15 protein-coding genes and 1 tRNA gene are annotated in these 14,518 nt (G+C 31.7%); 5 read left to right on the top strand and 11 right to left on the bottom strand.

What is annotated here, in order from left to right:
* Positions 1-85 precede the first annotated feature (85 nt).
* Positions 86-1,876, top strand: a complete 1,791-nt coding sequence (uvrC, locus tag H6589_10550; GenBank protein ID MCB9175036.1) for an excinuclease ABC subunit UvrC — start codon at positions 86-88, stop codon at positions 1,874-1,876.
* A gap of 66 nt (positions 1,877-1,942) precedes the next feature.
* Positions 1,943-2,284, top strand: coding sequence for an arsenate reductase (glutaredoxin) (gene arsC, locus H6589_10545; GenBank protein ID MCB9175035.1), 342 nt, complete (start codon positions 1,943-1,945; stop codon positions 2,282-2,284).
* Here arsC and H6589_10540 read toward each other — a convergent pair.
* The 9 genes from H6589_10540 to H6589_10500 all read right to left on the bottom strand — a co-directional run bounded on the left by H6589_10540 (position 2,276) and on the right by H6589_10500 (position 11,821).
* Entirely contained in the window at positions 2,276-2,449 is a 174-nt protein-coding gene (locus tag H6589_10540; protein ID MCB9175034.1) for a hypothetical protein, read from the bottom strand. The genes arsC and H6589_10540 overlap by 9 nt on opposite strands.
* Before the next feature lie 99 nt (positions 2,450-2,548).
* Positions 2,549-4,153, bottom strand: coding sequence for a fumarate hydratase (locus H6589_10535; GenBank protein MCB9175033.1), 1,605 nt, complete (start codon positions 4,151-4,153; stop codon positions 2,549-2,551).
* Positions 4,154-4,226: 73 nt separating this feature from the next.
* Positions 4,227-6,299: a SurA N-terminal domain-containing protein gene (locus H6589_10530; protein ID MCB9175032.1), complete on the bottom strand. Its 2,073-nt coding sequence runs from the start codon at positions 6,297-6,299 to the stop codon at positions 4,227-4,229.
* Between the two features lie 123 nt (positions 6,300-6,422).
* Positions 6,423-7,679, bottom strand: a complete 1,257-nt coding sequence (locus H6589_10525; protein ID MCB9175031.1) for an HlyC/CorC family transporter — start codon at positions 7,677-7,679, stop codon at positions 6,423-6,425.
* Positions 7,680-7,721: 42 nt separating this feature from the next.
* Positions 7,722-7,922, bottom strand: coding sequence for a hypothetical protein (locus tag H6589_10520; protein MCB9175030.1), 201 nt, complete (start codon positions 7,920-7,922; stop codon positions 7,722-7,724).
* An 8-nt stretch (positions 7,923-7,930) separates the two neighbouring features.
* A complete protein-coding gene (lptC, locus tag H6589_10515) occupies positions 7,931-8,419 on the bottom strand; it encodes an LPS export ABC transporter periplasmic protein LptC (GenBank protein ID MCB9175029.1) in 489 nt (162 codons plus the stop codon).
* A gap of 80 nt (positions 8,420-8,499) precedes the next feature.
* On the bottom strand, positions 8,500-9,780 hold the full coding sequence (locus H6589_10510; protein MCB9175028.1) for a tetratricopeptide repeat protein: 1,281 nt from the start codon (positions 9,778-9,780) through the stop codon (positions 8,500-8,502).
* 18 nt (positions 9,781-9,798) lie between these two features.
* Entirely contained in the window at positions 9,799-11,103 is a 1,305-nt protein-coding gene (locus H6589_10505; protein MCB9175027.1) for a hypothetical protein, read from the bottom strand.
* Complete coding sequence (locus H6589_10500) at positions 11,090-11,821, bottom strand: type III pantothenate kinase (protein MCB9175026.1); 732 nt, start codon at positions 11,819-11,821, stop codon at positions 11,090-11,092. The genes H6589_10505 and H6589_10500 overlap by 14 nt, the downstream gene beginning before the upstream one ends.
* Positions 11,822-11,929: 108 nt before the next feature.
* On the opposite strand from H6589_10500, the gene H6589_10495 reads away from it, so the two are divergent.
* Positions 11,930-12,005: transfer RNA gene (locus tag H6589_10495), tRNA-Phe, on the top strand.
* Positions 12,006-12,051: 46 nt separating this feature from the next.
* Positions 12,052-12,363 carry a GIY-YIG nuclease family protein gene (locus tag H6589_10490; protein ID MCB9175025.1) on the top strand — a complete coding sequence of 104 codons (312 nt, stop codon included), beginning with the start codon at positions 12,052-12,054 and terminating at the stop codon, positions 12,361-12,363.
* 152 nt (positions 12,364-12,515) lie between these two features.
* On the opposite strand, the gene H6589_10485 is transcribed toward H6589_10490, so the two are convergent.
* Positions 12,516-12,761 carry a hypothetical protein gene (locus H6589_10485; GenBank protein ID MCB9175024.1) on the bottom strand — a complete coding sequence of 82 codons (246 nt, stop codon included), beginning with the start codon at positions 12,759-12,761 and terminating at the stop codon, positions 12,516-12,518.
* Positions 12,762-12,880: 119 nt separating this feature from the next.
* On the opposite strand from H6589_10485, the gene H6589_10480 reads away from it, so the two are divergent.
* Positions 12,881-13,381, top strand: a complete 501-nt coding sequence (locus H6589_10480; GenBank protein MCB9175023.1) for a hypothetical protein — start codon at positions 12,881-12,883, stop codon at positions 13,379-13,381.
* Between the two features lie 2 nt (positions 13,382-13,383).
* Here H6589_10480 and H6589_10475 read toward each other — a convergent pair whose 3' ends face one another.
* On the bottom strand, positions 13,384-14,511 hold the full coding sequence (locus tag H6589_10475; GenBank protein ID MCB9175022.1) for a hypothetical protein: 1,128 nt from the start codon (positions 14,509-14,511) through the stop codon (positions 13,384-13,386).
* Positions 14,512-14,518: the final 7 nt, after the last annotated feature.

Here is a 14,518-nt window from a genome sequence, read left to right as displayed (position 1 = left end):
GTGTTTATGGTTGCGTATTTGTACTTAGATTTTTCTAAAATATTAAAGTATTATCCTAATAGATATTAATTAAATTTGGAAATTAATGAGTCTGAACACTTTTATAAAAAACCTACCGAACAAACCAGGTGTCTATCAATATTACAATACTGATGGAGAAATTTTATATGTAGGCAAGGCTAAAAATCTCAAAAAAAGAGTTACATCTTATTTTTCCAAGAACCATGAAAATAATAAAACTGCCATTTTAGTTAAACAAATTGCAGATATTAAAACAATTGTAGTTGAAACTGAAATTGAAGCGTTGTTGCTAGAAAATAATCTGATTAAAAAATATCAACCCAAATACAATATTTTATTAAAAGACGATAAAACTTACCCTTGGATTTGTATAAAAAACGAACCTTTTCCACGAATATTTTCCACTCGAAATTTAATTAAAGATGGCTCCGAATATTTTGGTCCGTATGCCTCTGGGAAAATGATGACTACCATTTTAGATTTAATTAGGGAACTTTTTCCTTTACGAAATTGTAGTTTCAGTTTAACTCCTGAAAATATAAAATCCCAAAAATTCAAGGTGTGTTTAGAGTATCATATTGGAAACTGTAAAGCACCATGTGTTGGATATCAGCAAGAAGATGAGTATCAACAATACATTACCGATATAAAAAATATTATAAAAGGAAACATTCATAGCGTTACCAAGCATTTAAAAAAAATGATGGCTGAAAGTGCTGAGAAATTAGACTTTGAAAAAGCTCATTTGTTAAAGGAAAAGATTAAAACCTTAGAAAACTACCAGAGCAAATCAGTTGTAGTAAGCCCAACCATTAACGATGTTGATGTTTTCTCCATTATATCAGACGAAACACATGCTTTTATCAACTACTTAAAAGTAATAAATGGAGCAATTATACAGGGGCATACTATTGAATTAAAAAAGAAATTAGATGAGACTGATGATGAACTTTTGCAAATTGGAATTATTGAACTCCGCTTACGTTTCGATAGTCAATCGAAAGAGGTTATTGTTCCTTTTATTCCTGACATAGCAGACAAAAATCTAAAGTTTATTGTACCAGCTATTGGTGATAAAAAACATTTACTGGATTTATCAGAACGAAATGCAAAATATTATCGATTAGAACGGAAAAAACAAAAGGAAAATGTAAATCCTACCAAACATAGCGACCGTATTTTAGAACAACTACAAAAGGATTTACGAATGCCCGAAAAACCCATTTATATTGAGTGTTTTGACAATTCAAACATACAAGGGACAAACCCTGTTGCAGCATGCGTAGTTTTTAAAGATGCCAAACCAAGCAAAAAAGATTATCGTCATTTTAATATTAAAACGGTTGAAGGTCCTGATGATTTTGCAAGTATGGAAGAGGTTATTTTAAGGCGCTACAAAAGATTGTTGGAAGAAAAGCAGCCGTTACCCCAATTGATTATTATTGATGGAGGAAAAGGTCAGTTGAGTTCAGCATTAAAGAGTATTGACGAATTAGGTTTAAGAGGTAAAATTACCATAATAGGTATCGCTAAAAAATTAGAAGAAATCTATTTTCCAAACGATTCCATTCCTTTGTATCTAAATAAAAAATCAGAATCGTTAAAGCTAATTCAGTATTTAAGAAACGAAGCACATCGATTTGGAATTACACACCATAGAAACCGCAGGTCAAAAGAATTAATAAAATCAGAATTATCAGAAATTGAAGGCATTGGATTTAAAACTTCACAGGAGTTATTGTGGAAATTTAAATCGGTTGCCAGAATAAAACAGGCTTCGTTAACAGAATTAGAAAAAGTAATCAGTAAAACAAGAGCTAAACTAGTATTTGAACATTTTAAAAAAGAAGTTTAAAAGTTTGGTTAAACCATAAATACAGCCTCTAAACTTCTAAACCAATAATCTTATAAACTAAAAGAAATGAAAATTTACCACAATCCAAGATGTAGCAAAAGCAGACAAACATTAGAATTGCTTCAGCAAAACACTAAAGAAAAAATAGAAATTGTTGAATATTTAAATAATGTTCCGACAGTAAAAGAACTTACCGAAATAATAACACTATTAAAGATTAAACCAGAAGAATTGGTAAGAAAAGGTGAAGATGTTTACAAAGAAAAATTTAAGGGAAAAACGCTGAAAGATTCAGAATGGATAAAAGCAATGGTTGAAAATCCAAAATTAATTGAACGACCAATAGTAGTAGCCAATAATAAAGCTATTATTGGACGACCACCAGAAAAAGTTTTAGAACTACTTTGATTTTTCGTCCTCTAAACCAGCCAACTCTCTAATAAACTTAGGAGCCATTTTGTTTAGCATAAATAACTTAATAGAACCTGGAACAACAACTGTGAATAGGAAAATCAACATCCACAAAGCCATTAAGAAAATTACAAAGAAAAATATCCAACCTAGAGAAACCATTTGTTTGAGTTTTAATTATTCACTGTAAAAGTAAAAAAAACAAGTCAACTTACAATGTTTTTTATCATAAAAAGAATCCATCATTGATGGATTCTTTTTTTACATATTTTCAAAAAAATCATTCCCTTTATCATCACAAATAATAAAAGCTGGGAAGTTTTCTACTTCAATTTTACGCACTGCTTCCATGCCTAATTCAGGAAAATCAACTACTTCAACCGATTTAATATTTTGTTTTGCCAAAATTGCAGCCGGACCACCAATTGAGCCTAAATAAAATCCTCCGAATTTTTTACAAGCCTCTCGAACTTGTGGTGATCGATTTCCTTTAGCTAACATAATCATTGAACCACCTTGTGCTTGAAATTCTGCAACATAAGAATCCATTCGCCCAGCAGTTGTAGGTCCAAAACTACCTGAAGGCATTCCTTCTGGCGTTTTTGCTGGACCAGCATAATAAATAGGATGATTTTTAAAATATTCTGGCATTGGTTTTCCGCTTTCTAACAATTCTTTGATTTTAGCGTGAGCGATATCTCTAGCAACAATCAAGGTTCCTCTCAAATTCAACCGTGTTTTTATCGGGTATTTAGAAAGTATTTTCAACTGTTCAGCCATTGGCATATTTAAATCTATTTCAACTGCTGGTTGTAAATGTGGTGCTTTTTCCGGAACAAATCTTCCAGGATTAGTCTCCAATTGTTCTAAGAAAATACCTTTTTCGGTAATTTTTCCTTTAATGTTTCTATCCGCCGAGCAACTTACTCCAATACCTACTGGGCAAGATGCTGCATGTCGTGGCAACCGAATTACTTTAACATCGTGCGTAAAATATTTACCTCCAAACTGAGCCCCTATTTGACTTTCTTGACAAATTTTATGAATTTTTTCTTCCCATTCTAAATCACGAAATGCTTGCCCTCCGATATTTCCTTCGGTTGGTAAATCATCATAATAGCCAGTAGAAGCTAACTTTACTGCTTTTAAATTAGCTTCGGCAGATGTTCCACCAACTACAAAAGCTAAATGATAAGGTGGGCAAGCAGCAGTACCTAAATCTTTTATTTTATTGATAACAAATTCAGTCATACTTTTCTCGTTCAACACTGCTTTAGTTTGTTGGTATAAGTATGTTTTGTTTGCAGAACCTCCACCTTTCGCCAAAAACAAAAATTTATATTCGTTACCTTGAGTCGAATATATATCAATTTGTGCGGGCAAGTTGTTTCCTGAATTTTTTTCTTCAAACATCGTAATCGGAACAACTTGAGAATAGCGTAAATTTTTATCTTGATAAGTTTGATAAATACCTTTTGACAAATATTCCACATCATTAACACCGGTATAAACATCCTCTCCTTTTTTTGCCATCACTATAGCCGTTCCAGTATCCTGACAAGAAGGCAATTGTCCTTCAGCAGCAATTTGAGCATTCACCAGTAACGTATAAGCAACAAATCTATCATTATCGGTAGACTCTGGGTCGTCCAAAATTTTGGCTACTTTTTCTAAATGTGCAGTTCTCAACATAAATGAGACATCAACCATGGCTTGTTGTGCTAATAACTCAATAGCTTTAGGGTCAACTTTTAAGATTTTTCGACCATCAACTTCAACAGTAGAAACAAATTCACTAGAAATTAATTTGTAATTGGTTTTATCCTTGCTTAACGGATATGGATCTTGATAATTAAATGTTGACATGGTATTTAAAATTGATGTTTTACAAAATTATACAAATAAAAAAGCCTCATTAAAAATGAGGCTTTTAAATATATTAATAGAATTTATATCTTTCGTCTTTCACTCCAAATTTGCTTTGTAGAGCTTCGTATGCTTTACTAGCATTATTAGAATACATTTGTTCTAATTGAACTTTATAAGGAGCAAAATCTTTTATTTCTGGAGCTGGAACAACTTCTTCTACAAAAACAACAAACACTCCAGCTTTTCCTTCAATTGGAACACTTAACTGTCCTTTTTGTAAAGTAGGTATAACTCCCAAAATTCTTGGTTCATTTCCTAAAAACGGAACTGAAAAACTAGCAAAAGTAACATCAGCTGTAGATTCTACTTGTCCACCAATTTTAGCAGCCAATTCATCTAACGATTTAAATCCTGACATTTCTTTGGTAAACATTTCTACTTTTTTCATTTTCTTAGCACCCAATTCTACTTGAATCTCAACTTGTTCCATTGGAGCTATTCCTTCTTCTTTTACTTCGGCTAAATGAGCTACAACAAAACTTTGTCCGAATTGAAATGGTGCAGAAACTTCACCTTTTTCATTTTTGTAAGCCCATCTAATTAATTCTCTAGGAGAATCTAATCCGGCAATTGTTTTATCACTTGCTTTAACTTCAGCAATTCGTTTCATAAACTCACCATCTTCAGTTGATTTAGTAAAGTTCTCTGAGGAACTATTTGCTGAATAAAAGCCACTAGCTTTTGCGAAAACCTCATCAAATGTCGCGTTACTAGGCTCAATAGCTCTATACAATTTAGCAACTTGAACTTTTTTCACTTTATCTCCTTGGCCAGTAATTTCAATTAAGTGAAATCCAAATTGTGTTTGTACTATTGTTAAATCACCCTTTTTACCATTAAAACAAGCATCGTTAAACTCAGGAACCATCTGACCTTCTCTAAACCAACCTAAATCTCCACCTTCAATTGCTGAACCAACATCTTCTGACATTGCTTTTGCCAATTCATCGAACTTACCACCTTTTTGAATAACTGTTTTAATACTATCCAATTTAAAATATGCAGTTGAATCACCTGGTTGAGCAACTTTCAACAAAATGTGTCTTGCTTTTACTGAGTCAGAAACCAATTTTGTATTAACTAATTTTGCTAAAACAAAAGAATTATCTTCTTCAAAAAGCTCAGAAACTGTACCTACTTCAACATTAAAGAAATTAGAATCTTCAACATAAGGCATATTATCTTGCGTATAGTAATTAGCATCAAATGGAACATCAGAGTTAAACATTACATACGCAGAATCGTTGGTAGATGCTTTAAATTCTTCTACAGCTTCAACCATCCATTTTCTTGCTTCCTCAATATCAACAGCTGATGGAGTTACGTCAAACTTAACATACTCTATCGTTCTAGATGCATCTTGTTTGTATTCGTTTTTATGTTCTTTATAGTATGCTAATTTTTCAGCATCTGTAACTGTTACCGTACTATCAGGAACTGTAAAATATCTTTTTGCAACAAATTTGATGTTACGTTTTTCGGTTTGCTCGTTGTAAACTCTTTTAGCAAAAGCTTGTGGAGCATAAAACCCTTTTTTAATCAAGTTAAAATATTTTGAAGTCACTCTTTCTTTTTGAATACCATCTTCAAACAATAACCATTGATTTTTATTTTCAACAGGCATTGTTTCTAAACTTTTTAAGAATTGTAAAACTTGTGCAGGACTAAACTCTCCTGTTTGAGGATTAGAAAATGCTTGTTTTACTTGAGGATGTGGCTCATTACCTTGAATCATATCAAATAATTCTTGTGGAGAAACCGCAATACCTAATTCATTAATTTGGCTTACCACCACTTTTTCTCTAATAATATCATTCCATACCTGCTCCAACAATGACTCTCTAACTTGCTCATTTGCAGTAGATTTATTTTGCATCTCCCATCTGCTAATAGCCACTTCGTATTGGTTATTGAAATCAATTGCAGAGATTTTATCTTCTCCTATTTCACCAACATTGTTGTCGCCACCAAAAAATGATTGTCCTGATTGGAACAAGTCACCTAAGATAAAAGCTAACATCGCTACACCTATAACAATCAACAATAACGCTGATTTTTCTCTAATTTTTCCTATTACTGCCATTTTCTAAAAAATATTTGGGCTGCGAATATACGATTGTTGCTCGAAATATAAAAGCAGTTTTTTGTTTATTATTTGTGATTATTTTTTTATTTTCAAAAGTAGTTTAAAACACTCCCTCAGTTCTTATTCATCAGAAATTTGAAGGGTAATTAATTCTATTTTATTGTTGCTTACTTCGTCTATAGTTAAAACAAATTTTTCAATGAAAATTTTATCGTCTTTTTCAGGTATACTTTCGTGATAATAAAAGATTAATCCCCCTAAAGTTTCATATTCTTCAGATTCAGGTAATTCTAGTTTATATTTATCGTTGATGTAGTCTATTTCTGTTTTAGCAGAAAATTGATACGTGTTATCATCCAATTGTTTATCGATTAATTCCTCCACATCATGCTCATCATCAATCTCCCCAAAAATTTCTTCAATAATATCTTCGGTAGTAATAACGCCAGATGTTCCTCCAAATTCATCAACTACCACCGCCATACTCCTACGCTGATTAATAAACTGTTTTAAAATTTCGCTTGCCAACATCGATTCAGGAACAATTGAAATGGGCAACAAAATCGACTTGATACTTTCTGGTCGTTTAAATAATTCAATAGAATGAACGTAACCAATAATATTATCGATAGAATCTCTATAAATCAATATCTTGGAAAGTTCGGTTTCTATAAATTTTTGATTCAATTCTTCAATAGAATCATTAATATCCATTGCAATTATTTCGGTTCGGTGAATCATGCATTCACGGGCTTTTACATCGGTAAACTCCAATGCATTTTTAAAAATTTGGATTTCGTGTTCAATTTCTTCTCCGCTCTCTTGTCTCTCTTGGATATCCATAACAAAATGCTCCAAATCTACTTTTGTAAATGCCAAGCTACTATTAGAAGTATCTACTTTAAACAAAAATAGAATTCCATTAGAAATTTTACTGGTCACGTAAGTAAAAGGAAACAACACCAAATAGATTAATTTTAACGGAATTGCCGCAACTTTTAAGGCAAAATTTGGGTTTATACGAAGTAGTGCCTTTGGTAAAAACTCTGCAAAAAACAATACTATTAAGGTTGAAATTAATGTTTGAACTAACAAAACCACTGTTTCGCTTTTGGTATAAACCAAAATATGTGGTTCTAGCAATTGCGACATCATTATACTATAAACAACCAATGCGATGTTGTTGCCAATTAACATGGCCCCAATAAAACTTGCGGGTTTTTGTATAAAACTTGAAAGAATTTTAGCTGAAAAATCGCCTTGTTTTTTTTCTAACTCTATTTTTAAACGGTTGGCAGAAATAAAGGCAATTTCCATTCCCGAAAAAAAAGCTGAAAAGAAAATGGCAATTAAAACGTAAATTAAACTAATGGTCATTTGTGTTTTGACATAATTACAGCATCAAAATAAATCATTTTTTTACTGTTGTGAGGAGTTTTCCATGTTTTTTCGCTGTCTTCTTCGTAAAAAGTAAAGTATAACAGCTAATCCACAAAAAATATAGAAAAACAACGCATCAGCAATATCAGGGTTAGTAAAAAGCTTATATGTACCTATTATTATACAAAACACCGCTATTAACAGCCACATTAGTTCTAAAAATCGTATTACTTTTTGCATCGTTTTATTTATTGATTTATTTCTTCGTCTTTCAGGTTAATAGTTCCTTTAATCTTTAAGATTTTATACTTGGTAAACTTCTCATTCGACTCCAACCCTTCTCCCATAATAATTTCATCTTTCGTAGTAATTTTTACAAACTCATTGGTGAAAATTTTAGCAGAATCTTGAAACCAAATCAAATGTTCGGTATTTAACTTATCTCCTTTTTCGTTTGTAACTACTACATCGTTTTTGGCTTCCATGATGTTTTTAGAAGCTCTATGTATTGCATAATTTGATGTTAAAGTAGTAGTCACGTTTTTAAGCGAATCAAAAAAATTGACTTCGATTCCTTTGGTCATTTCAGTGTAATTGTCTTCTCCAGCATATTCTTCAAGTAACGGAGCATTTACCTTTACTTTTACATTGGCATTCTCTGAATAAATCAACTCTACATTTTTACCTCTTCGAATAGGCTCTTTAACTTTATTCGTAAGCGCATTAACTTCATCCATATTATTTTCACATGAACAAAGAATCCCGATTAATATAATCGGGATTACTTTACTTATATGAATGAAAATTTTATTTATCATTAATCACTTGTTCTAACAGATGTACCTTCGTTTATCCAACAAGCAACGGTATAAGCATCGCCTTTTTGTTTACCATAAAAGAACAAATCTTTGGTTGTTGGGAAACTAGAAGAAACTCTTGCTATTTTTTTATTTGCTTCTTCTCCTGCTGCTTCGTCAACAGATCTTGCTTTTTGGTATTTATCCACTGCTGCCCAGTACGCACCCCATTTACCTAACTCTCCATCATCACAAGAACTTGCACTGTATAAATAAGCATCACCAATTACAATGTAAGCATCACCTAAATTACTTTTTAGTGCTAATGCTTTATTTGCATAACTACGTGCTGAAGAGTAGTTTTTTGCATATAAATAAGCTTCTGCAATACTCAACATAAATTGAGCTTTTTCTTCATCTTTTTGAGACATCTCTGCAGCTTTATTAAAGAACTCGATAGCTTTAGTATAGTCTTTTTTGCCTAAAAATAATTTACCCATTCCTTCTGCTCCTTCTGCACTTGGTTCAAGAGCAAAATATGATTCAGCAACTTTAGCAAAAACAGCAGCATCGTAACATTTTTTGTAACGTAACAGTTTCATGGTTCTTCTTAACCAATCTACATTACCTTTATTAGCTTCGAAGTTTTTTTCAGCCATAGGTACTAATATTTCGCAATCTAAATATGGAGCAGCTAACGCTTCTACTTTTTTCTGTGCTTCGCCATAACTATCATCAGTGTTTTTAGCAATAATGTCTAAACATTTCTCGTACATTTCAACTACATCAGATTTTGCTTTTTTTCCATCTTTCTCCAAATTAACTACGGCAAACATAACAGCAACCATTGTTCCTGGCTCAGTTTCGTTTTTACCTAAATCAATTGCTTTATTTAACACGTCAAATGTAGCTTGTGTTTCATTTTTACTAAATACTAACATGGTTTGACCTTTAATACCCAATACTTTTGCTTCATCACCAAATACAGCAATACGTTGGTCAAAAATAGAATACATGGTATCTTTATAAGCTTGTTGGGTTTTTGCGTCTTTTGCATCTCTAATTAAATCTTGATACATTTTAACACCATTAATATAAAGCGTTAACTGAGACTCAGGACAAGTTTTGTAAGCCTTTTTCCATAAGCTCATTGCTAAAGCTGGGTCGCTTTTTAAATAATCTTTATAAATTAAACTTTCGATACAAACAATACTATCTTCGGGAGTTTTACCGTATTTACCTTGTGCAAAGGTTAAACTTGCTATTGCTATTGCTACTAATGTTAATGTTAACTTTCTCATTTCAATCTGTTTTTATTCTTAATCGTATTTTCTTTTTATAAACCATCTGTCGTTTATTGTTATTCCAACATTAAAGTTGACAAATGTTTCTTTTACTAAACCATTACTTTCAACACCTCTGTTACCATATTCGATTCCTAAATTTAAACCAGGCATCGAGGTGTCAGTTCGTTTGATTGGCAAACCTATCCCAAAAGTTATGCCATACTCTGTAATATCTGTATTATTTATTGATAAATAAGCAGTTGAGTATCTAGCGCCGAATTTATATTTTACTCGTTTAAAATAATTATTAAACGCATCGTACTTAGGAATAAACTCAAAACCAGAAGAAATCGTATAATTGTTTTTGAAACTTACATTTGGCTCTGTTGATTTGATATCTCCGTAATTAATGGTTTTAAAATCTACTGCCAAAGTCCATTTGTTAGCTTTTTCTAATGCAATACCACCACCCAAGCGAGAAGGTATAGATGTTACATCATTTGCATCTGCAACATATTCAACAGTATCTTTTATTGCTCCAAAATCGATATTACCAGTAAATGTTCTCACATTATGTGTTCTTTTTGTCTTTAAATCTGCTCCTAACGCATAAGTTGCCCCAATGGTTAAAAAGTATTTTTCGTCTTTTGCATTAGTAAATGTTTTTTGATATTGCAACCCAAAATCGGAAGTAAAATCGGCTAAATGGCTATTGGTAACTTCCCACAGATTGAATGAATTTGACACACTACCTAAAATAATTTTTTTATCTGCATTAATGTTTCCAAACAAAAAAGATAGATTATGTCCAGCAGAAATACTCGATGTCGAGTCAATTTTAAATTTCAAGGCATTCCCAAAAAACACTTTAGTGATACCTCCATCGCCTTGGTAATAATAGCTTACATTACCAGCAATAGAATCGGCTTGAACTGTGTTATAATTATAACCAACGCTCGAGTATGGTTTAGCTCCAAAAGCCATACCCCATTTGTTACTAATAACTGGAAAGGCAAAAGCTAAATAATTGATGTGTGGATTATTGTTGTACTGTGTTTGTTTACCATCAGACAACCATAAGGCATTATTTGTTCCAGCCACTTCGAAGGTAGTAATAGTAACTTCGGAATACGAAGCTGGATTGATTAAATTGATGTTGTTGTAAGAACGTAAACCTATACCTGTTCCTCCTAAGCCAAAGTTTTGATTAAAGCTTTCGGAGCGTAAAAGACCTATTCCGAAACGAGAATATGGCGAATTAGTAGTGGCTTGAGAAAAACCCTCAACACCTAAAAAAGCTACCATCAAAAACACTAAAACCCTACTAATTTTTTGCATTATATTCTAAAATTTCGTTTAATCCTTTCAGCAGAAAAAATTTGTCTGCAAAGATGCGATTTTTTGATTCTAAATCAAACATTTCGGCATTTCCTCCTGTTAAAACCACCTGAATATTTTCGTATTGCTTGTTATAACTAGCAATGGTGCCTTCCAATTCGGTTTTAACACCATTATAAACTCCCGATGTTATGGAGTTGATTGTTGAATCTCCTATTAAATTTGGCTTTTCGTTTTCGGTAAATTCAACCAAAGGTAAATTGCCTGTGAATTGGTTTAAGGCTTTAAACCTCATGTTTAGTCCCGGAGAAATAGCACCTCCTAAATATTTTTTATCTGCTGTTACAACATCGTAAGTAATACAAGTTCCCATATCAACCACTAAAACGTTTCGTTGTGGAAATAAATTACATGCTGCTGCAATTAAAGCCATGCGGTCTTTACCCAAAGTGGTTGGTGTAGCATATAAATTTTGAAAAGGCAATAAAGTTTGTTCGTTTAGTTGATAAAAGTTTGTGCTTGTATTCAACAAATTTTCTAAATTGATGTCAGTATTTCGCACATTAGAAATTATTGAATGAACAATATTAAACCGTTTAAGGATTTCTTGCACCTCTAAAGGTGTTAATGAATCATAATTTTTGTTAAAAATGAGTTCATTTTTGTTGAACACGGCTAATTTAACCAATGTGTTGCCTATGTCGATGACTAAATTCAATTGATTTTCAATGCTTAAGACCTAAATTGAACATCAAAAGTACAAATTGTATCCATTTTTTTTTTGATGATTGATTTATTTTAATACATTTGCCGACCGTAAATAACTGGTGCCTTAGCTCAGTCGGTAGAGCAAAGGACTGAAAATCCTTGTGTCCCTGGTTCGATTCCTGGAGGCACCACCATCAAAAACCTCTGTTTAACCACAGAGGTTTTTTGGTTTTTATGCTTATGCTTTTTTATGTTTACATATTACAAAGTAATGTTGATGGCAGGTTTTATATCGGTCAAACAGGTAATGTTGTAAAAAGATTATATGACCATAATAATGGTAAATCAACATATACATCAAAATTTTTACCTTGGAATCTTGTTTGGTTTATTTGTGTTGAATCTAGAAGTGAGGCTTATATTTTAGAGCAAAAGATAAAAAAATTTAAATCCCGAATTAAAACCATTCAATTTATTACTGAAAATCCTTGTGTCCCTGGCTCCGAAAATCTTCAAATTTCCAATTTGTTAGATTTTCGAGAGTCCTCATAAATACTGGAAATTATAAATTTCCGTATTTATGGGATTCGATTCCTGGAGGCACCACCATCAAAAAGTCCCGCAATACTGCGGGACTTTTTTGGTTTTATACCTTTTTACATTTTTACGGAGTGGACTACTAGGTATTTCCATAATTAATTTCATTACCTCTTATTTTTACTTTTAGAGTACATTACAATAACTATTGCAACAACCATAATGACAAGTAAAATAATTAATCCAAGCTTTAACTTGTAGTCAAAATTATCCTCTTCTAAAACTTTATATTCTTCATCAAGTTTCTTTATCTTTTCTTGTTGTTGAATCATGTTGTTATAAAATTCTAAAGAATCATTACTTTGAATCAGAAAAATCTTACTAATAATAATGTCGATGATTAATTGTAACATATTTGTTTTTTGGGCTTATTAATTCAATTCATTCACTAAAAGTAATAAATTTTCAATTATTGCCGCAGAATTTGTACATTCGAATAGTAATTAATTTTATTTTATACACACTTGTTATTATGGAAAATAATCAACCTATTTCGTTTACTCCAAAAAGCTTTATCCAAAGAATTACAATTATACATTTAGCACTAATAATTGGGCTATTACTTTTTGCAGGTGTAACATATTCTACAGTTGAAACCAATGTATTGGTTTTCGATTTTGATAGTAACTTTTTCACTGTAATTGTTCCAGCAATGGCAATAAGCATGGCATTTGCTAGTAATTTTATTTTTACTAAAAAAGTAAATGAATTATCTAATGTATCATTACTAAAAGACAAACTAATGGGTTATCAAACAGCAAGTATAATTAGGTTTGCTTTACTTGAGGGTCCTGCCATGTTTAGTATTGTTATTTATATGCTAACAGGTAATTTACTTTTCCTAATTATGGCTGGTGTATTAATTGTATATTTTATAACAATAAGACCAACAAAAGAAAAGATAGAAATGGAACTGAATTTAAACTTTGAACATAAAGCTACTTTTAACCAAATGGATGAAGAAATTAAATAAATTTATTCAAATTTTGCATTCAACTGTTTAATAACGTTTTCTTTTGCTTCTAAATTTCGTTTAGATGATCTGTATTCTTTAAGGATTTCGGGATAAGGTTTGGTATAATTTACTAAATTATAATCAGTTAGTCCTTTCAACTGACCTGTCTCGGTATCCAAAACAAGTCCGTTAATAGGAGCATTATTTCCTGAACCACCACCTGCTGGAAGAAAAACTACCCCAGTTAAAATTCCAGTAATAACACCAGCTACAACAAATCCAGCAGCTGCAGCAGCATCTATTTCTGGATTAGTAGTTGGTGGAAATTTACCCTGAAAATAAATATATTTCCCAATTACAGTAGATTTTGCAAATTCATATTTGCTAATGTGTAAATAAATATTTTCTCCATCAGAAGCAAACTGAACATTTTTTGGAAGGTCAGTATTATTTGACTTTATTGCATAAATTGGGTTCTTTTTTGAAGCATTATATTGCCTAATTTGTAACTCATTACTATCGATTGGAGTTCTTCGAAGCATACTTTGAAAGTTTAAGTAAGCTCCTTTTGGTGGCACACTTTTGTAATCATAAACTAATTTATGATGGATATCGTCAATAAGTATTTCTTGGGCATTCTCCCAATTGGTTTGATCTAATTTTAAAACACATTCTTCCAATGCCATTAAAATTCTTTTGTCATGTGAATCTGTGATTTTTAATCCTTTACTAACAATATGGGCATCAAAAACACCTAATGAAAACAATAGTGTATCGACTTTCTTTGCAAACTCTATTTCAAGATTACAAAATCCAAAACTATTTATTTCGTCAACCCTTTCTGAAATCTCTAATTCCCTAATAATAAAAACTAGCCCTAATTTATTTTCTTGTTGAGGCAGCATTTTTAAAAGCGTTGTTTTTAAACTTTCTGTAAAACCACCTTCTAATTGTGCAACAGCTCCAGCAGGACCTATAGAGTTACCAATATTTTCGGTATTTGTTCTAGCATCTAATACATCCAAACAAGAAAAACGAATATTGTTTAACGCCGAGTCGGGGTTTAATCTTATAAAATGAATAACATCTTGAGCATGGATAGATATGCTACCAATTATCAACAAAAAAAGTAATATATGTTTTCTCATTTATATG

The organism is Flavobacteriales bacterium (assembly GCA_020635795.1).
Taxonomy (GTDB): domain Bacteria; phylum Bacteroidota; class Bacteroidia; order Flavobacteriales_E; family Vicingaceae; genus Vicingus.
This window is presented reverse-complemented; position numbering and strand designations above follow the sequence as displayed.